The sequence below is a fragment of the uncultured Thiothrix sp. genome, from assembly GCF_937873765.1.
In the GTDB taxonomy this organism is placed as follows: domain Bacteria; phylum Pseudomonadota; class Gammaproteobacteria; order Thiotrichales; family Thiotrichaceae; genus Thiolinea.
The window spans coordinates 35,193-54,285 of sequence record NZ_CALMZC010000015.1; the positions used below are offsets into that span (position 1 = coordinate 35,193).

A 19,093-nucleotide genomic window follows, 5' to 3' on the forward strand; every position below is an offset into this window, starting at 1 on the left:
CATCATGCCACCAAACGATACAATTCGCGCTGTCGAATGGAAAGATAATCATCTAATATTGCTCGACCAACGCAAATTGCCTCATGCAGAACAATACTTGCAAATTTATAATGCCGAAGATACTGCCGAAGCTATCCGCAATATGGTCGTGCGTGGTGCGCCTGCCATTGGCATTACGGCAGCTTATGGTTTATTGATGGCAGCCCGCAAAGCGTTCAAACAATATCCGCGTGATTGGCGCTCACGCTTACAGCCGGAAATCGATGTTTTAGCGGCAGCCCGCCCGACCGCTATTAACTTGCGCTGGGCCTTGCAACGTATGATTGCAGCGCTTGATGCACAAGACCCTGAACCGATTAATACTTTAATAGCCTTAGCACAACTTATTCATCAAGAGGATATCGATGCTAATCACCGCATGGGTTTCTTAGGGAGTGAGCTAATTAAGCCTACGCATGGCGTCTTAACCCATTGCAATACTGGTTCATTGGCAACGGGTGGCTATGGTACGGCTTTGGGGGTGATCCGTACGGCGTATAGTGAGGGCAAAATCGAGCAAGTGTATGCGGATGAAACCCGTCCTTGGTGGCAGGGTTCACGTTTAACCGCGTGGGAGTTAATGCGGGATAAAATTCCTACTCAATTGATTTGTGAAGGGGCTGCTGCGCACTTAATGAAGCTTGGGAAAATTTCTTGGGTAATTGTAGGTGCGGATCGGATTGCGGCGAATGGTGATGTGGCGAACAAAATCGGTACTTATAGTTTAGCCGTCTTGGCACGTTTTCATGGCGTGCGCTTTATGGTGGTCGCACCCACTAGCACTATTGATATGGATACCTTAACGGGTGAGCAAATTCCGATTGAGGAGCGTTCACCGGATGAAATCTTAAATGTGAATCAACAGCGGATTGCAGCTCCACAAGTGAGTGCTTGGAATCCAGCCTTTGATGTGACACCCAATAAATTGGTAGATATTCTGGTGACTGAAAAAGGCATCGTGGTGCGTCCCGATCATGAAAAGCTGAACAGCTTGTTGCAACGTTCCTAATGTGGTATTCGATTTGTAGTTATGCCAGTTTGCAGGTGCGCGCTGAATATGGTTTTACTTTAGAAAAAGGGTGGGAGACTAAACAAGGTTTTGTAGTACTACATGCTGGGCAGATCTATGCTTATGCCAATACTTGCCCGCATCAGCATGTCTCCTTAAATTGGAGTCCACATACTTTTTTTGAGCCAAACCATGAGTTTATCCAATGCAGTATGCATGGAGCTTGGTTTGAGCCAAGTACAGGCTTATGTATCCGTGGGCCTTGTGTGCGCCAGTTTTTAGAGTCTTTCCCTGTACGTATCGAAGATGATAACGTACAGGTATGGTTAGAGTTTAATTAAGCAGCAGTATGCTTGGTTAAAGTCGCGATTAATTGGCGAATATCGCGCTTTAAATAATGGGTAAAAAATAAATGAGGTATTTGCAGGTAGGTGCGCCGATGCAAAGGAATCTTCGATAAAGTACAAGCATAATGCCGCCCATTTCTTAAGCCTAAAGCTACTACTTGCAATGGCTCACGAATCTGCCGTTGGAAAATTTCATCACTAATATAGCCTTTAACGGGGTTGTGTTCCTGTGGGCGTAAATCCCCATGATGCACTTCCATAATCTCGCGATAAGGATGGAAATCTTGCTGTACGCTATACAGCTCGTTACTTACCCAATCATAAAAAGCACTACAAATCACCAGCCCTTGTTCGAAGCAGAGTAGGGCATAGAGATAATGTAAACGGCTTAGACCCTCTAATTGTGGATAGGGCTGCAGCGCAAATAAGCCTTTACCTTTAACGGCTAGTAAAGCCTCTAGGGTATCTTTATTTGGGCTGGGTTCCTGTGGGAGTAATTGCAGAATTGCCCGACTTTCTAACAAGAAAAAACTAAGCTCGGCCGTTTGCAGTTGGTTTTTCAGTTCATCTGGCTGGAGAGAGGGGAAAAACTCATTCACGCTGTCTTGTAACCAAGCTTCTAATTGGCGGGTATAGTTTTGCTGTAAAACTTTGGCATCAGTGGGTTTAGTGAGTTGTTGGCACTGTGTTGCTAACTGCTGAAGTAACTGCTGCTGTTGTTGAATCCATGACAGATTACGGGCTAAATGCGCGCTATTTTCTTGAATGCCTCGATGCGTTTTTAACCATACGACTACCACTAAAGCTAATGTCAGCAAGGGTAGGAGCCAATTTTGACTGAGTAAACCTAAGACAAACATACCACTTAAAACGGTGAGCATAAAAAGACGTGGGGCATATTGAGTGGCGCGGCTACATTTTAATGCTTGGCGGCGATTAAATAGTTTGGTGAGATTTTCATGTTGAGGTAGGAGATTAACTTGTGGTGGGTAAAAATTGAACCAGCCTTCTTGAAACAGTTGACTACCCTGCAAAGCTTCTTTTCCATCTAAACGACCACAAGCAGGGTTGCTAAAAACGGCATATTCGAGCAAGTCTGCTTGCGTATCGGTACTAGGAATAATATCTTCAATACTGAGCGGTGTATGATGTGCCAGCTTGGCTGCTTGTGATTGGCTTTCACGATACAGCTTACGCGCAAGCAAATTGCTGTGATAATCAATAAAATTATTCATAGTATAAAAGCCCTTTATTATTTTGTTTGAACATAGCACGAAATGCTCCTCTAATCTATCAAGACCATGAATATCCTAAAAAAATCCCGAACGATCGAAACTGATTACCCCTGCCATGAAACCGAGTTGCTGGATCGCTTTCTGGATGCTTTTTGGGCAGAGCGGGGAGCGGCGAAAAATACCTTGGATGCTTATCGCAGTGATTTACTCGGCTTATGCAGTTGGCTAGGGTCGGAAGGGAAAACTTTGGAGACTGCCAAACGTAGTGATTTGCTTGATTATTTAGCTGAGTTATTTCGGGCAGGGGCTAAACCGTCGAGTTCTGCACGTTTATTGTCTGGGATGCGGCGCTTTTATCGTTATCTGCTGCGTGAAGGTGTTATTCAAGTTGATCCTACTGGCAACATCGAAGCACCGCGTCCACAGCGTTTGTTGCCTGATGCTTTATCGGAAGCAGATGTAGAACAGCTATTACAGGCGCCATCTGTTGATTCAGCTCTCGGTTTGCGCGACCGTGCTATGTTGGAGCTGTTGTATGCAACGGGCTTGCGTGTTTCAGAGCTAACGGGCTTGACTCAAGGTCAATTATCTTTACAGCATGGTGTAGTGCGAATTTTAGGTAAGGGGGGTAAAGAACGCTTAGTACCCTTAGGTGAGGAAGCCCAAGATTGGGTTGGGCGTTATTTACAGGTTGCACGTCCTGAGCTAATGCAAGGCCATTCTGTCTGTGCCCAAGTTTTTGTTACGGGACGTGGAGCAGGGATGACACGGCAAGCATTTTGGTATTTGATTAAGCGCTATGCTGCAGAGGCTGGGATTAGTAAGCCGCTGTCACCACATACTTTACGCCATGCCTTTGCAACGCATTTATTAAATCATGGGGCGGATTTGCGGGTGGTGCAAATGTTGTTAGGGCATAGTGATATGTCAACCACGCAGATTTACACGCATGTAGCGAAAGCACGTTTACAAGACTTGCATCGCCAACATCATCCGCGTGGTTAGAATTTTGAGGTATTAAATATTTCAAACTAGCATGTTCCTTAAGGTCAATGGGCTTTTAATAGTGGCTTATGCTATGGTAAAGAAACCGATCTTTTAATTTTATGGTATGGAAAGAAATAAAAGTGATAAATAAAAAAACAATGCTAAGCGCCTTATTAGGCAGCTTACTGGTAGTGGGCTTAGCACACGCAGAAGATAAAACAGCCGTTGCTCCCGCAGCTAGCACTGAAACCACGGCAGCCGCTGTACCTGCAGTTCCAGCACCAACGACCACCGAAACTGTGAAAGCCCCTGTTGCTGCTAGTGAAGCTACAGTCGATACGGCTCTATTAAATGAAAAGCTCAAACCTTTGTTTGGCAGTGTGCCAGATTCCATTAAGCCCACGCCTGTGAGCGGAGTGTTTGAAGCTAAGTTCGGTACTGAGCTGATTTATGTTTCAGCGGATGGCCGTTATTTTTTCAGCGGTGATTTGATTGATGGCTCCAGTCGTACCAATTTGTCTGAGCAGTCCCGCACGGTTGAACGTAAAGAAATGCTGGCTAAAGTTGAAGATAAAGATGCGGTGATCTTCAAGGCCAAAGGTGAACAAAAGCATCTATTGACTGTATTCACTGATGTTGACTGTGGCTATTGTGTGAAATTACATAAAGAAGTGAATCAGTTGAATGAAGCGGGTGTGAGTGTGCGTTATTTAGCGTATCCCCGCGCTGGCGTGGGTTCAGAAAGCTATAAAAAAATCGTGAATGTTTGGTGTGCGGATGACAAGCAAGATGCACTGACCAAATCCAAAGCCGGCGAAACGATTGCATCCAAAGAATGTGAGAATCCAGTTGCCAAAGAATTTGAATTAGGCCAAAAATTAGGTGTTAATGGTACTCCAGCCCTGTTCACTGAAGATGGCACGATGATTCCGGGTTATCGTCCTGCGGATCAATTAGTGAAAATACTGGATGATATGAAAACTAAGGTGAACTAAGTTTTCTGAGCTTCCAAAAAAAGGGGCAATGGCTGCCCCTTTTTTATTTATGCCGGTAAATCGAAGAGCAAGACTTCGGCTGTTTCTTTCCCGATTAGTTTAAACTCAGAACCTGCACTCACCGTTACCCCATCGCCTGCGGTTAATGTCTCACCCTCTAGCTCGACTGAGCCACTAGCTATAAACAAATAGCCTAAACGATTAGCTGCTAAGCTATAGCTACGCTCACCCGCATTAGCGAGTACTGTGGCACACAGCAGTGCTTCGGTATTAGTCGCTAAAGAGCCTTCCACTCCGGTTGGAGAGACTAATAAGCGCCAAGCACTCGCTTTATCGGCATCGCTAAAATAAGCTTGTGCGTAGCTAGGTTGGACATTACGTTGAGTCGGTAATAACCAAATCTGCAAGAAGTGTGTGCCTTCAGTGGCAGAAGGGTTATATTCCGAGTGCGTAACCCCAGTGCCTGCCGACATCCGTTGCACATCACCTTTGCGAATCACACTGCCGTTGCCCATGCTATCGCGATGCGCTAATTCGCCTTCCAGTACATAACTGACGATTTCCATATTGTTATGCGGATGTGTGGGGAAACCCGCTCCCGCCGTGACGCGATCATCATTAATCACCCGCAATACGGAAATGCCCATGTGCTTAGGGTCATAATATTCACCGAAGGAAAAACTATGTTGGCTATCTAACCAATTATTTTTAAAGCGCCCACGCTCTGCGGCTTTGCGAATCTGTAACATTGTTATTTCTCCTAACTGTTTTGTATGAATGCTAGTTTATCTTTGACTTTAAGTTAGAGTAACTGCTATTAAGTCAGGTATCGGATAACCCATAGTTGAGAATCCTATGAGCCATTTTGATGATTTATTTTGGTTGGTTGAGGTGGTAGACGCCGGTACTTTAAGTGCTGCCGCTGAAAAGCATAATGTCACCAGTGCTGCCGTGAGTAAGCGTTTGCGCTTGTTGGAAGAACGTTTAGGCGTGAAATTATTGGTACGTACCACGCGTCACTTACGTACTACTGAAGCGGGGGCGCTTTATTATCAACGCGGTAAGACCTTGCTGGAGGAATTCAATGAGCTAGAAGAAAACATCGCCTCTACCAGTGAACGTTTATGTGGCAGTATTCGGATTAATGCGCCCTTATCGTTTGGGATGCACGCTTTAATGAAACCCATTCATGCATTTATGCAGCTTTATCCGCAACTGCATATCACTTTGCATTTAGATGATCGTTTTATTGATATTCTCAATAGTGATTATGATTTGGTGATTCGGGTGGGTAATTTGGAAGACTCCTCTCTCGTGGCGCAGCGGATTGCCAAGTTGCGTTTAGTCTGTTGTGCCGCGCCGAGCTATTTGGCTAAACATGGAACACCGCATACACCTCAAGAGCTATTAAAACATAATTGTCTGGTCTATCAGCACAGTATGCCGATGCATATTTGGGAATTTCAGAAAGAGGGGATTGAGAGTCGTGTGCCTGTGCATGGAAATTTAGTGGCGAATAATGGTGATATTCTTAACCAAGCAGCGATATTAGGCCAAGGTCTAGTCTATCATCCTGAGTTTATTGCCCATAACGCTTTAGCGAATGGCGATTTGGTGGAGGTGCTAAAAGACTATACCAATGTTTATGTGAGTGCTTATGCCATGTATCCTACACGCCACTTCTTGCCAGTGAAAATTCGCCGCCTCATTGAGTTTTTACAGCAGCAACTTACCTAAATATTTTGAATTTTTAGAGACGATTAGAAACGCGCTATGTCAGGAAATACGATTGGAAAATTATTCACCGTCACGAGTTTCGGTGAAAGTCATGGCCCAGCAATTGGTTGTATTGTAGACGGCTGCCCACCCGGAATGGTGCTGACTGAAGCTGATATTCAGCTCGATTTAGATCGGCGTAAGCCCGGTCAAAGTCGGCATACCACCCAGCGCCGTGAGCCGGATGAAGTGCAAATTCTTTCCGGTGTGTTTGAAGGTAAAACCACTGGCACACCGATTGCGCTCATTATTCACAACACCGATCAGCGCTCGAAAGATTATTCGGAGATTCTCGACCGCTTCCGTCCGGGGCATGCCGATTATACTTATTATAAAAAGTATGGCTTCCGTGATTATCGGGGGGGGGGGCGTTCTTCTGCACGTGAAACCGCGATGCGGGTAGCAGCCGGAGCGATTGCAAAGAAATACCTGAGTGAACGTTATGGCGTGAAAATTCGTGGCTATCTCTCGCAGCTCGGCCCCATTGTGGCTGAGTGGCTCGATTGGGAGGTGATTGAAACTAATCCCTTCTTCTGCCCAGATGCGAGTAAAGTGGTGGAAATGGAAGCCTATATGGATGCCTTACGCAAAGAAGGTAATTCGATTGGCGCGAAGATCACCACGGTCGCGACAGGTCTACCACCCGGTTGGGGTGAGCCGATTTTTGATCGGATGGATGCCGAAATCGCCTATGCGATGATGAGCATTAATGCGGCTAAGGGTGTGGAGATTGGCGCTGGTTTTAGCTGCGTGACTCAAAAGGGTACTGAGCATCGTGACGAAATTACAAGGGAAGGATTCACCCAAAACCAAGCTGGTGGGATTTTAGGGGGTATCACTTCGGGGCAAGATATTATTGTCCACACTGCCTTTAAACCGACTTCTAGCATGCGGCTACCGGGGCAAACCGTGAATCTCCAAGGTGAACCCGTCGAAGTGATTACCAAAGGCCGCCATGATCCTTGTGTGGGGATTCGTGCTACACCGATTTGTGAGGCGATGTTGGCCTTAGTGCTGATGGATCATGCTTTACGTCATCGAGCGCAGAATTTGAATGTGGTCACAGAGCTGGCGGATATTCCGGCGCAAGCTCCATTGTCTTAGTAATTGATAGGGCTTCAGGCTCTTAACTAGAGCCTGAAAGCTAATCCCGCAGCATTTCCAAATCATCCGCCAATTTTTGCATTCCCCCACCCGTATTATTCGTTATCCATAATTCTCGTGGTGGCTCATCTTGGGTCAGGCGCATGAGTTGAAAATACAGTTTTTCATCCACAACCTTTACTAAATCTACATATTCTTTAGCGGCAAAGGTTTTAATTAAACGGGCTTCCTCATTCTCATCCGCTAGCCACCAAAAACTTGCTTGCGGCGCTTGACTTAAGATAAATAAGCCCTTGGAGGCTGCTAATAGGCTGCTTTGTTGAGGCAAGGCTGGAGTGTCAACTTCCATAACTTGTTTCGTCGCCCAGTCAATCCGCGACAATTGATAGTTCAAGAGATCATTTTCTTTTTGGGTCAATAGGTAGGTAGTGTTTGCGGTCGTAAATAACGTGTTATTCAATACATTCGGTACTGGTTCAAAACTATCGTTGAGAACGAGGCTAGTACCCTCTTTAGTCTGTAAATTGAGGCTATAGGCAGTCCTTGCACCATTGAGTGTTAGTTTAGGCTCTAGTACATAGAGTAAACCCTGTTCTGTTTCGAGCAGGGTAGCTAAGCGACGTTTATCCTCTGTTTCTTTTAACACCGGCAGAAATTTCTGTGCTTCCGTTTGCCATAATTCCAGTGTCCAAGCCCCGGCTGTCTCCGGTGGGAAATAAGCCGCATAAACACCTTGGCTGCTTGGAAACAGCCAGCTATAGCCGGTTGGAAAGGTTCTAAGGCGTTGCAGTTGGCCGTCTTTAAGTTGCCAAAGTGAATTGATTTTCTCCGCCGTTTCGGTCAGGAAATAGAGAGTGTCTTTAAATTTAATCAGGGATTGTGCATTAAAAGAAATGTGTTCCTCTTTCGGTAGTGAAGTCAGTTCCCTTGTAGTATTCGGGTCTAGCTTAGTCGCCCACAAGCGCGAATTCAGCACAAAATACCAAGTCGAACCCAATGGCTGGACTTGCCTTAAATCAGCGCTGGCGGGGGTAGTATTAATGTCCTTGAGTACTTTGCTTTGGCTGATCTCGCTGGAAAGTAGCCATGGTTCTTTGCCTGCTTGCAGATCGGTTTCTGCTAAAATCCAGCCTGTTTGTTTGCCAGCTAACGGTAGAATTTCACTTAAACCACCGCTTGGCCAATGGGTTGGCTCCCAATAAGCGCGAATAGGATCATTCCCTAAGGCTTTAGTCCCTGCCACCGTGCCATCAGTGTGCCAACGCTGTTTACCACTGAGAAAATATACTAACGAAGCTTGATCGTTGGGTGCGGGTGGTAATAATTGTGGATCATCGAACTCACCTAAAAGCAAAGGCTTTTCCGGTTGCTCTGGTGTTAAGCTCCACAATTGCGAACGATTCCGATCTTTCGGTGAAAACGTTGGGAAAATTAATTTATCAGTCCGCAACACATAAGGAGTCGGGCGCGCTGGCCATGAATCTCCAGCACCACCTGCATACTGCCCATCTTTCATGCTTAAGATATTTTTCGTGCCAGTCACTGTGCCATCGGTGAGCCAGAGTGCAGACGGGCGAATCCCATCGCTTTGCATAAAATACAGGCGCTTTGCAAAGCTAAATAAGAGGGGTGGTGCTTGGTATTCATTATTCGGATTCGGCAGGCTTACTAAGCGTTCAGTGCCTTTAGCTGTAAAATCAGTCACCCATAATTCTTCCAGTATTTGCTCACCCAGCACTGAAAACCATACATATAGCTTGCCTTTAAAGAACAGGGCTTTGCTGGCATTGATGCTGCGTGCTCCTTGCTCTGCAGCGGGTAGGTGAAGGATTAAGCTTGCTTGTTTCGTTTTCAGATCAAATTGCCAAAGTTCAGGCTGTTGATCGGTGTCATTGGTTTTCACCCAAATGACTTTATTTTCATTAGCCGCAACGGTAGTAAAACTAAGCGCAGTTTGCTTGGGAAAGCGAGTGAGGCGCTCACTGTTGTTACCATCAACCTGCCAGAGTGAATAATCGATTTTTTCTTCAGTTGAGTTAGAGCGTTGATCGGCAGCTATAAAGAAGAGCTTGCTTTGATTATTGAGTGGCTCCAGCACATACGCGAGTAAATTATTGTAATCGTTAGCTTCTTTACTCGCATCGACCACTAATTGAGTGCCTGCTGCACTGCCATCGGTTTTCCAAAGCTCTAAACCATGTATGCCATCATTCACCCAAAAGAAAGCGGTGTTGCTTAAGCCATAAAAAATAGGTGAGGCTATATTTAGGGATTGATCACTGGAGCGTGGAAATTGGGCCAAAGCCTGTGTGTTTTCGCTACTGCCATCCGTGCTATACAACGTGAGTTGGTCTGCGGTTTGCCCCCAGAATAACAGGCGTTCTTTTAAGTTGATACTGGTTTGGGTATACAGCTCGCGCATTTTGGCAAGGCCACTCGCTTGACCGGGCGCGAGGTCTTTAATGAGCTGTGTCCCTGCAGCGCTACCATCAGTACGCCATAGCTCCTGTCCTGCTTCTGGTGTAAAAGCCGCAAAGATTCCATAATTTCCAACGCTACCCAAGGGATAAAAACTAGAATCAGCATTAGGCGTTTTGCTTAGATAGCTAAATACTTTAGTCTGCTCAGGGGTGTTATCAGTTTGCCAAAGCTGTGTACCTAAGGTTTGATTTTTGCCCACAAATAATTGTATGGGGGTAAGCGGAGCTTCTGCCATGCTGAGTGGTGCATAACTTAAACTCAAGGCTAGACTGGTAAGATAGAGAAAGCGTAAGAGCATGAATAAGCCCTCTAGTTTTTATTAAGCAGGTACACTGAATATAGTTTGCAGCAGTGCTTATTACCTAAGTGATCAGGGAAATCTAGATATTATGAGTAGTTATCCTATGACTAGTTCAATGTGTCTTTACTAGCCTTACCCGTTAATTAAGGAATTTAAGTTTGACTCACCGAATTTTAATACTTTTTGCGCATCCGGCTTTAGAGAAGTCACGGGTGCAGTATCGCTTGTTGAAAGCTGCTCAGTCTTTAGCAGGTGTGACCTGTCACGATCTCTATCAGCTTTATCCTGATTTCATGATCAATGTGGATAAAGAGCAAGCGCTCCTGACCGAGCATGACATTATCGTGTTTCAATTCCCTTTGTATTGGTACAGCACGCCCGCTATTTTGAAAGAATGGCAGGATTTGGTGTTGGAATATGGCTTCGCGTATGGAAAAAATGGCAACGCTTTAACAGGCAAGTTATTTGCGAGCGTCATCAGTGCGGGGGGAAGCCGTGTGGCTTATCAAACGGATGGTATGAATCATTTTACCTTAGCTGAGTTATTACGCCCTTTAGAGCAGACGGCGAATTTATGTGGAATGAATTATTTACCCCCCTTTGTGATTCATGATGCCAATGATTTAAGTGAAGCTGAAATTGATATCTATGCGAGCCAATATCAACGACTGCTTGTGCAATTACAGCAACATCCTCAGGTTCAAGCTTTAAGCCGCTTGAACTATCTCAATGACTTAACTACTTAAGAGTAAATAATGGCCTTATTACAAGAAGCCTTCCTGTTTCTGGCAGCGGGTGTGGTCGCTGTGCCGATTGCTAGCCGTTTAGGGCTGGGGTCGGTGTTAGGTTACTTAATTGCGGGTGTGATCATTGGCCCCTTCGTCTTAGGGTTTGTGGGGGAGACGGAGCATATTATGCACTTCGCCGAATTTGGCGTGGTGATGATGCTTTTTCTGATTGGTCTTGAGTTGCAGCCAGCGGTGTTGTGGCAATTGCGTAAACCTATCTTGGGGATGGGCGGTTTACAGGTGATGGTGACAACTTTGGCTATTGCGAGCATAGCGCTGCTATTTGGCCTCAGTTGGCAAGTAGGCGTGGCCATAGGCTTAATTCTATCACTTTCATCTACCGCGATTGCTTTGCAGATTCTGGGCGAAAAAAATCTGTTGCAAACCGAAGGTGGCAAAGCGAGTTTTGCCGTGTTGCTCTTCCAAGATATTGCGGTGATTCCGATTATTGCCTTGCTGCCACTGTTAAGCTCCCAAGGTAGTGAGCCTGTTAAAGCTACGGAGTCGAGTGCTGCTTATATAGACACCCTACCTGAATGGCAACAAGCCTTACTGGTGATGGGCGTGATTATGGGCTTAATTCTAGTGGGTCGCTATTTAATGCGCCCGGTTTTTCGCTTTATTGCCGAAAGTCATTTGCGGGAAATGTTTACCGCGACCGCTTTAATGTTGGTGGTGGGGACGGCGCTGCTGATGAATATGGTCGGTTTATCACCGGCTTTAGGTGCTTTCATTGCAGGCGTGGTGTTGGCGAATAATGAATATCGACACGAATTAGAGGCCAATATCGACCCCTTTAAAGCTTTATTGCTAGGTTTGTTTTTCATGTCGGTGGGGGCTTCGATTGATTTCAATTTATTGCTCAAGCATCCCTTTATTGTCAGTTTGGTAGTTATAGGTTTAATCGCTGTAAAGTTTGTGATTCTTTGGGGCTTGGCAAAGTTATTCGCTATCCAAGGGGGCTACCGCTATTGGTTTGCGTTTGCACTGGCGCAAGGTGGAGAGTTCGGCTTTGTCTTGTTGTCATTCAGCTTGCAAAACAAGGTTTTACCGGCTGAGTTAGTCGATATTTTAACCGCAGCGATTGCTTTATCGATGGTTTTAACGCCAGTACTGATTCTTCTCAATGAGCGCTTAGTTCAGCCACTGTTTGAAACTGGCGAAACAGCGGCGCACGACGAACCGATGGATGAGCAACATAATCCTGTGATTGTGGCTGGATTTGGGCGTTTTGGGCAGATTGTCTCACGTTTATTAGTGGCAAATGGTGTGCGTGTGACGGTGCTGGATCATAGTGCAACGCATATTGAGCGGGTGCGGCGTTTTGGTTTTAAAATCTTTTATGGCGATGCCAGTCGTGATGACCTGTTGCATACTGCGGGGGCGGCTAAGGCTAAATTACTGGTGATTGCCGTGGATGATCGCGCAACGATCACTAAAATTGTCGAAATGGCTAAGCATCATTTTCCAAGCTTAAAGCTGTATGCGCGTGCGTATGATGTCGTGCATTACCATGAGTTGCAGCGCTTAGGTGTCGATTATATTGAACGTGAATTATTCTTAGGCTCGTTGCATTTAGGCGAGAGGGTGTTGCAAGAACTAGGTATGCGAGCTTATCAAGCCCGGCGCAAAGCCTTGCAGTTTGCACAGCATGATCAAGAAACGAATCAGCGGTTGAGTAATTTTGAATTGGGGTCGAAAAAATACATTTCGATTGCCCAACAAGCGCGTGAGGAGGTGATTGAATTGCTGCAGGCGGATCATATTCAACGCCAGCAGCAAGAGCGGGATAATGCTTGGAATGCGGAAGAGCGTGCTCAGCGCGACACTCAATAAGTGGGTAGCGGAATAAATTCCTGCTCATCCCCCGGTACGAGTGGAAAACCTTGGTTTTTCCACTCAAGCTTTGCCTCTTCAATCCGCTCTTTACGGCTAGAGACAAAATTCCACCACATATAGCGCTTGCCTACAGGTGCGCCACCAATCAGCGCGATGCGGCTATCGCTCTGGGCGACTAATTCACCTTGGTAAGCTGAGTCTAAAACGCTGAGGTTATAAGTATCCAAATGCTGTTCGCCTAGTTGCAATTGCCCAGCAGCAACATAAACACCTAACTCAGGTACGCCCTCAGGTAGGGCTAAGTTTTGCCCCGCTTTGAGATCAGCTTCTACATACAGAGTCGGTGATAGTGTTTTAACGGGGGAGCTTACACCATAAGCTGTGCCGATTAAGACTCGTACCCGAACATTTTGTAGAGTGAGAGCTGGCAAGCTAGCAGAGGGATAATGGATAAATTCTGGCTCTAGTTCTTCAGCTTCTTCCGGTAAGGCGAGCCATAGTTGTAAACCATGTAAATCGCGAGTGTGCTGTTTGGCTGTTTCCGTTTCGCGCTCCGAATGGACAATGCCGCGTCCAGCAATCATTAGATTCAAATCACCGGGGCGAATCGCTTGCAGGCTACCTAAGGAGTCACGGTGTAGAATTTCACCGGCAAATAAGTAAGTGACTGTCGCCAAATTAATATGCGGATGTGGGCGCACGTTAATACCTTCACCGGGTGGGAATTGTGCAGGCCCCATATGATCAAAGAACACCCAAGGCCCTACGGCGCGTTGGGCTTGATGAGGCAATAAACGGCGTACAGAAAAACCGCCTAAATCTTGAGTATGTGCAGTGAGTACCTTAAGCATCATGAGCCTCCTATCTTGAGTGATCTAGGTGTATGAGCGCATAAATTGGGATGGCCTGCAATGTTCGGTTCGCACTAAAAATTAGGTGTATTATGATAGGAGTTAAATTTTGCCAAAGAGAATCAACACCCATGACTAAACTCAGTGTCAACCTCAATAAGATCGCGCTACTGCGCAATTCGCGCGGGCGGGATTTTCCGAATGTAGTGGATTTCGCTAAGAAATTCATCGCACTGGGTGTGCAAGGCATTACGGTACATCCACGCCAAGATGAGCGACATATCACTCGCCAAGATGCCTATGATTTGGCAAAGTTATTGCCTTACGGGGGCGCGATTGAGTTTAATATTGAAGGTTATCCCTCGGAAGATTTTCTGCAATTGGTGGAAAAAACTCGCCCCGCGCAGTGTACGCTCGTACCCGATGCACCTAATCAACTCACTTCCGATCATGGTTGGGATGTAAAGCAGCAGAGTGTGCAGCTCAAGCAGATTTGTGACCGTTTGCAAGCGCAAGGCATTCGGGTATCTATCTTTTTAGATCCGAGTCTAGAGCAAGTCGAATATGTGCCAGCCACAGGAGCGGAGCGGATCGAGCTTTATACCGAGTCCTATGCCGCACACTATGGCACTGCTCAAGCAGATACAATCTGGCAAAACTATGCTGCCACGGCTCAACGTGCGCAGGCGTTGGGCATTGCTGTGAATGCCGGGCATGATTTGGACTTGCAGAATTTGGCGCGGTTTTTACAAATTAAAGACATCAAAGAAGTTTCGATTGGGCATGCACTGATGGTGGAGTGTATTGAGCAAGGCATGCCCTCTGTAGTAGCGCAATATTTACAGATTTGTAGTGGGTCAGCGTGAAACTAAGCTAGTTATATTTATCAGTCTTGCGGCTGTTCGCACAAAGCTCAACTGAAAATATTGATGTTTTATTGTCGCTTGCAAGGATTAGGCAATACTTGCATGAGCGATTCTATCCTTACCATCATTGCATCATGTGCAGATTCCTCCACTGGAATTTCACGTGCATAGGCAATAGGCAGCTTTCCAGTACATTTTCCATCGTCGGTTTCATAGACTGATGCGCCCATATCAAGCAACCACTCTGCCATTGAGAACCGCTTCAATTTCAAGGCATATATCAGTGGAGTTGTCTCCATCTCTCTATAATTAAGGGAAGCACCATGTTGTAATAATATCTTAGCTGATTCTAGGTCATCGTTTTCTATGGTTCTGAAGATTGGCACATGTGAAGGGTCTGAACCTTCATATAAACAACTATCAAGCCCTTTTTTATCTACATGGGTACGCATTAGCATATACTCAAGCGTTTCACTGTCACGATTATTTATCGCACAAAACAGAGTGGTGACAATTTGCTGACTAGGCATAGCCTCAAAGGAGGCACCTAACAATAAAAGCTGCTCAGTAATTTTAATAAACAATTTTCTGTGCTCTGACTTGATAGGTTTTCCACCTTCAAAGTCAGTTTCTGATTTTGTAGAGTTTTGAATCTCAGTGCCTACACCTGCTTTACAGAACAGCATACCCAGAAAATCATGAGTAAAATGTTCTGTGACTATCTTCCTAATAGCGGCTTGTTCAAGCCACTGATTAACCTTTGCATAATCCGAATGAGCAATTGCGGTTAGAAAGCTTTTCCGCCAGCAATCAATACCTTCAGAACTATCATCAACAATTGTAGGACACAATAGAGGAGAATCAGCCTTAATAGATTTTTCAGCTTGAGCATGAAAAGAAATAAATAATGAAAATAGCGATACCAGTAATAAACGCAATATAAACCTCTCAATTTTATTGAGATTAAGTTGCTATTCAGATAGCTCTACAAGTTCACATTAAGCAAAATCAATAACTATGTGTGTTGGAAATTCAGCAATGAGCTGGCTTTTTAGCAATTCTGCATGATTGCTAAAGAAGCTCATTTCACCATTGTGGTCACACATCCAAAATTCTTTTGCACCACGGGCAAAGTATAGTTCTTTCTTTTCGGCCATTTCTTGGCGAGTATTAGAGGGTGATAAGATTTCAACGACAATTTCAGGAGATTCAAGATAAGAATTCGCACGACTATTACGTTTGAAAAAATCATAAGTACCCCGCAACATCAGCCACTTTAATGCCATCTGCAGTTTGAATACTGCATTCTGTGAGAGAGCCGCCACCATTAGCCAGTTTAAACATTAATTTAATGATCATAGATTGATATAGACCATGTTCATTACTGGTTGGACTCATTTCAAGCTTACCCCATTTATTAGTTTCAATTTTAAACGGTAAATTTTGGAGAAGTGGATGCTCACAAATTTCTTGCCAGCGCATGCTAACCTCACAACTTAGATGTATTAGTCATCATTATATCACAACTGCTCCTAACGCTGGCTCAAGCTACTTGCTTGTGATGTAGCGATTTGCCTCCCAAAACGAGACTATTTGGCTTAAAATTAGCTGTTTATCGCTAATAATTTCTGAAAGAGTACAAGTATGAGCAGTACGATTATTGTTGATTTTGGGGCAGAGCGTGAATACAGCTTTATCGTTCACCCCGAGGATATTGAAACCTTAAGTAAAGATGACGCTCAAGATTGGCTAGCCCAAGAATTTGAAGACTTAGAATGCTCACCCACTAGCCCGATTGGTAAAATTCTGCTGGTTGATATGTTGCTGACTGTAGCTAAGTATGCAGGTGAAGAGCGCTTTAAAGATAATAAGGCATGGGCGCAAGAGTTCGTGAATGCAGTAGCGGTTTTATTAAAGCGGTCGCCCGTGCGGATTGATGTTGCTGAGTCTTCAGTAGACTATAGCGGGCATTGAGTTAAAACCGCATTTACCAGCAGAAACTATGACTTAGAGCAGGTTTGCGAAAACCTGCTACAATACCCCACCTTTTTACTCAGTATCAGCACCATGTCCGCCTTAGCCCAAACCGCCAATACCCCAAACGTCGCTAAACCTTTGTTCGAGTACGATAAATACTGGGCAGAATGCTATGGCACTGCGCCTTTTTTGCCGATGTCGCGTGCGGAGATGGACAAGCTGGGTTGGGATTCCTGCGACATTATTATCGTCACGGGCGATGCCTATGTGGATCATCCGTCCTTTGGGATGGCGGTGATTGGTCGGGTATTAGAAGCGCAAGGTTTTCGCGTTGGGATTATTGCGCAACCTGATTGGCAGTCTAAAGAGGCGTTCATGGCCTTGGGTAAACCGAATCTATTTTTCGGGGTGGCGGCGGGCAATATGGACTCGATGATTAACCGCTACACTGCCGATAGAAAAATTCGCTCGGATGATGCCTATACGCCGAATAATGTCGGTGGCAAGCGTCCTGATCGTGCTTCATTGGTGTATTCGCAGCGCTGCAAACAAGCCTATGCCGATGTGCCGATTATTTTAGGGGGCATTGAAGCTTCACTGCGTCGGATTGCACACTTTGATTATTGGCAGGAGCAAGTGCGCCGCTCGATTTTGGTGGATGCCTCTGCGGATTTATTACTCTATGGTAATGCTGAGCGCGCAGTGATTGAGGTGGCACATCGTTTGGCAGCTGGTGAGAAAATCGCAGAGATGACCGATGTGCGTGGTACAGCCTTTATTCGCCGTGGCTCACCAGAAGGTTGGATGGAAATTGACTCCACCCGTGTGGATCAGCCCGGCAAAATTGACCGGATTATTAATCCCTATCTCAATACCACTGAGATGGACGAGTGCGAGCTTGAGAAGCGCAATGTGCAATGGTTTGAATACCAAGGCCCGCGTTCTAAACGCCCCGACGAGCATAAACTCACCTTCCACCCGCGCGCGCGTTTAGAGCGTTCCAAAACAGTGGTGCGCTTACCTTCGTTTGAAAAAGTCAGCAAAGATAAAGTGCTCTATGCTCACGCCAATCGTGTTCTGCATTTAGAAACCAATCCGGGCAATGCACGTGCGTTAGTGCAAAAACATGGCACTCAAGATGTGTGGATTAATCCGCCGCCATATCCTTTGACCACGCCGGAAATGGATTATGTATTCGGTTTGCCCTATGCACGCTTGCCGCATCCGGCTTATCAGGGCGCGAAAATTCCCGCGTATGAAATGATTCGCTTCTCGGTGAATATTATGCGCGGCTGCTTTGGTGGTTGCACCTTCTGTTCGATTACTGAGCACGAAGGGCGCATTATTCAAAACCGTTCGCGTGAATCTATCGTGCGCGAAGTGGAGGAAATCCGTGACAAAGTGCCGGGCTTTACGGGAGTGATTTCTGATTTGGGCGGCCCGACCGCGAATATGTATCGCCTCGCTTGTAAAGACCCGAAAATCGAAGCCTCCTGCCGTAAACCGAGCTGCGTCTATCCGGGGATTTGCCAAAACCTAAGCACGGATCATGCCGAGCTCAAAGCCTTATACCGTGAAACCCGCAGCCTGAAAGGCATTAAAAAAGTTCTGATCGGCTCTGGTTTGCGTTATGACTTGGCCGTGAAAGACCCCGAATATATTAAAGAGTTAGTCACGCACCATGTGGGTGGCTATTTAAAAATTGCGCCGGAACACACCGAAGAAGCGCCGCTTTCGAAAATGATGAAACCGGGAATTGGCGCGTATGACGAATTTAAACGCCTGTTCGAGAAATACAGTAAAGAAGCGGGCAAAGAACAGTATTTAATCCCATATTTCATTGCGGCACATCCGGGTACATCCGATGAGGATATGCTCAATTTGGCGCTGTGGCTGAAGAAAAATGGTTTCCGCGCTGATCAGGTACAAGCTTTTTATCCTTCTCCGATGGCTTCCGCGACCACCATGTATTACAGCGAGAAGAATCCGCTACATCAGGTCACTTACAAAAGCGAAAAGGTTCAAACCGCTAAATCACCCGAACAACGCAAACTTCATAAAGCCTTTTTACGTTGGCACGATCCGAAAAATTGGCCGTTACTGCGCCAAGCAATTGCTAATATGGGACGCCAAGAATTGATTGGCGACGGTGAAAACCAACTGATTCCGCATTATAAAAAAGGTGAGGAAGATTTGGTGTATGAAGCGCACCGACGTAAAAATAGCGACAAAGCCCATCAGAAACGTACTGAGCAGAAGGCGGGGAATAAGCCTAAAGTGGCTCAGACTCAAGCTGTGCAAACAGGAAGGAAATTGCAGGGGAGTCAGCCGAAGAAGGGGGCAATTTTGACACAGCATACGGGGTTGCCGCCTAGGTCTACCAATAAAGCGAGACAACATAAACCCTAAAATTTTTTGCACCATGAATCCTTACTAAACTATAATAAAACAGGTAAAGGAGCATGATTTAGAAGAGTTGCAGTGTGAAGAGATAGACA

At 45.6% G+C, this 19,093-nt stretch carries 18 protein-coding genes; 11 read left to right on the top strand and 7 right to left on the bottom strand.

What is annotated here, in order from left to right:
- Positions 1–4 precede the first annotated feature (4 nt).
- Positions 5–1,048, top strand: a complete 1,044-nt coding sequence (gene mtnA / locus Q0307_RS04555) for an S-methyl-5-thioribose-1-phosphate isomerase (protein WP_298657224.1) — start codon at positions 5–7, stop codon at positions 1,046–1,048.
- Positions 1,048–1,389, top strand: coding sequence for a Rieske (2Fe-2S) protein (locus Q0307_RS04560; protein ID WP_298657227.1), 342 nt, complete (start codon positions 1,048–1,050; stop codon positions 1,387–1,389). Before mtnA ends, Q0307_RS04560 begins: the two co-directional genes overlap by 1 nt.
- Here Q0307_RS04560 and Q0307_RS04565 read toward each other — a convergent pair.
- Positions 1,386–2,630: a hypothetical protein gene (locus Q0307_RS04565; RefSeq protein WP_298657230.1), complete on the bottom strand. Its 1,245-nt coding sequence runs from the start codon at positions 2,628–2,630 to the stop codon at positions 1,386–1,388. The genes Q0307_RS04560 and Q0307_RS04565 overlap by 4 nt on opposite strands.
- A 66-nt stretch (positions 2,631–2,696) precedes the next feature.
- Between Q0307_RS04565 and xerD the strand changes: the two genes are divergently transcribed.
- Positions 2,697–3,635, top strand: coding sequence for a site-specific tyrosine recombinase XerD (xerD, locus tag Q0307_RS04570; RefSeq protein ID WP_298657233.1), 939 nt, complete (start codon positions 2,697–2,699; stop codon positions 3,633–3,635).
- Positions 3,636–3,775: 140 nt separating this feature from the next.
- Positions 3,776–4,612: a DsbC family protein gene (locus Q0307_RS04575; protein WP_298657236.1), complete on the top strand. Its 837-nt coding sequence runs from the start codon at positions 3,776–3,778 to the stop codon at positions 4,610–4,612.
- Between the two features lie 47 nt (positions 4,613–4,659).
- On the opposite strand, the gene Q0307_RS04580 is transcribed toward Q0307_RS04575, so the two are convergent.
- A complete protein-coding gene (locus Q0307_RS04580; RefSeq protein WP_298657239.1) occupies positions 4,660–5,361 on the bottom strand; it encodes a pirin family protein in 702 nt (233 codons plus the stop codon).
- A 106-nt stretch (positions 5,362–5,467) separates the two neighbouring features.
- On the opposite strand from Q0307_RS04580, the gene Q0307_RS04585 reads away from it, so the two are divergent.
- On the top strand, positions 5,468–6,349 hold the full coding sequence (locus Q0307_RS04585; protein WP_298657242.1) for a LysR family transcriptional regulator: 882 nt from the start codon (positions 5,468–5,470) through the stop codon (positions 6,347–6,349).
- Positions 6,350–6,385: 36 nt separating this feature from the next.
- Positions 6,386–7,492: a chorismate synthase gene (gene aroC / locus Q0307_RS04590; protein WP_298657245.1), complete on the top strand. Its 1,107-nt coding sequence runs from the start codon at positions 6,386–6,388 to the stop codon at positions 7,490–7,492.
- Between the two features lie 40 nt (positions 7,493–7,532).
- On the opposite strand, the gene Q0307_RS04595 is transcribed toward aroC, so the two are convergent.
- The gene (locus tag Q0307_RS04595) at positions 7,533–10,271 is read right to left on the bottom strand and encodes a hypothetical protein (RefSeq protein WP_298657248.1); all 2,739 of its coding nucleotides are present in this window, start codon (positions 10,269–10,271) and stop codon (positions 7,533–7,535) included.
- 161 nt (positions 10,272–10,432) lie between these two features.
- Between Q0307_RS04595 and Q0307_RS04600 the strand changes: the two genes are divergently transcribed.
- Together Q0307_RS04600 and kefC are read left to right on the top strand one after the other, a co-directional pair.
- Positions 10,433–11,020, top strand: coding sequence for an NAD(P)H-dependent oxidoreductase (locus Q0307_RS04600; protein WP_298657250.1), 588 nt, complete (start codon positions 10,433–10,435; stop codon positions 11,018–11,020).
- A gap of 9 nt (positions 11,021–11,029) precedes the next feature.
- Positions 11,030–12,898, top strand: a complete 1,869-nt coding sequence (gene kefC / locus Q0307_RS04605) for a glutathione-regulated potassium-efflux system protein KefC (RefSeq protein WP_298657253.1) — start codon at positions 11,030–11,032, stop codon at positions 12,896–12,898.
- Here the strand turns inward: kefC and Q0307_RS04610 are convergent.
- Complete coding sequence (locus tag Q0307_RS04610) at positions 12,892–13,755, bottom strand: pirin family protein (RefSeq protein ID WP_298657255.1); 864 nt, start codon at positions 13,753–13,755, stop codon at positions 12,892–12,894. The genes kefC and Q0307_RS04610 overlap by 7 nt on opposite strands.
- Before the next feature lie 128 nt (positions 13,756–13,883).
- Here Q0307_RS04610 and Q0307_RS04615 point away from each other — a divergent pair, with 128 nt between their 5' ends.
- On the top strand, positions 13,884–14,618 hold the full coding sequence (locus Q0307_RS04615; protein WP_298657258.1) for a pyridoxine 5'-phosphate synthase: 735 nt from the start codon (positions 13,884–13,886) through the stop codon (positions 14,616–14,618).
- Positions 14,619–14,686: 68 nt separating this feature from the next.
- On the opposite strand, the gene Q0307_RS04620 is transcribed toward Q0307_RS04615, so the two are convergent.
- Genes Q0307_RS04620 through Q0307_RS04630 form a run of 3 tightly spaced genes read right to left on the bottom strand, consistent with a single transcriptional unit; the run spans position 14,687 to position 16,100 of the window.
- Positions 14,687–15,556 carry an ankyrin repeat domain-containing protein gene (locus Q0307_RS04620; RefSeq protein WP_298657260.1) on the bottom strand — a complete coding sequence of 290 codons (870 nt, stop codon included), beginning with the start codon at positions 15,554–15,556 and terminating at the stop codon, positions 14,687–14,689.
- Between the two features lie 60 nt (positions 15,557–15,616).
- The gene (locus Q0307_RS04625) at positions 15,617–15,904 is read right to left on the bottom strand and encodes a Uma2 family endonuclease (protein ID WP_298657263.1); all 288 of its coding nucleotides are present in this window, start codon (positions 15,902–15,904) and stop codon (positions 15,617–15,619) included.
- The gene (locus Q0307_RS04630) at positions 15,867–16,100 is read right to left on the bottom strand and encodes a hypothetical protein (RefSeq protein WP_298657265.1); all 234 of its coding nucleotides are present in this window, start codon (positions 16,098–16,100) and stop codon (positions 15,867–15,869) included. The genes Q0307_RS04625 and Q0307_RS04630 overlap by 38 nt, the downstream gene beginning before the upstream one ends.
- 162 nt (positions 16,101–16,262) lie before the next feature.
- On the opposite strand from Q0307_RS04630, the gene Q0307_RS04635 reads away from it, so the two are divergent.
- Positions 16,263–16,592, top strand: a complete 330-nt coding sequence (locus Q0307_RS04635; RefSeq protein ID WP_298657268.1) for a hypothetical protein — start codon at positions 16,263–16,265, stop codon at positions 16,590–16,592.
- Positions 16,593–16,685: 93 nt separating this feature from the next.
- The gene (locus tag Q0307_RS04640) at positions 16,686–19,004 is read left to right on the top strand and encodes a YgiQ family radical SAM protein (RefSeq protein WP_298657271.1); all 2,319 of its coding nucleotides are present in this window, start codon (positions 16,686–16,688) and stop codon (positions 19,002–19,004) included.
- Positions 19,005–19,093 lie beyond the last annotated feature (89 nt).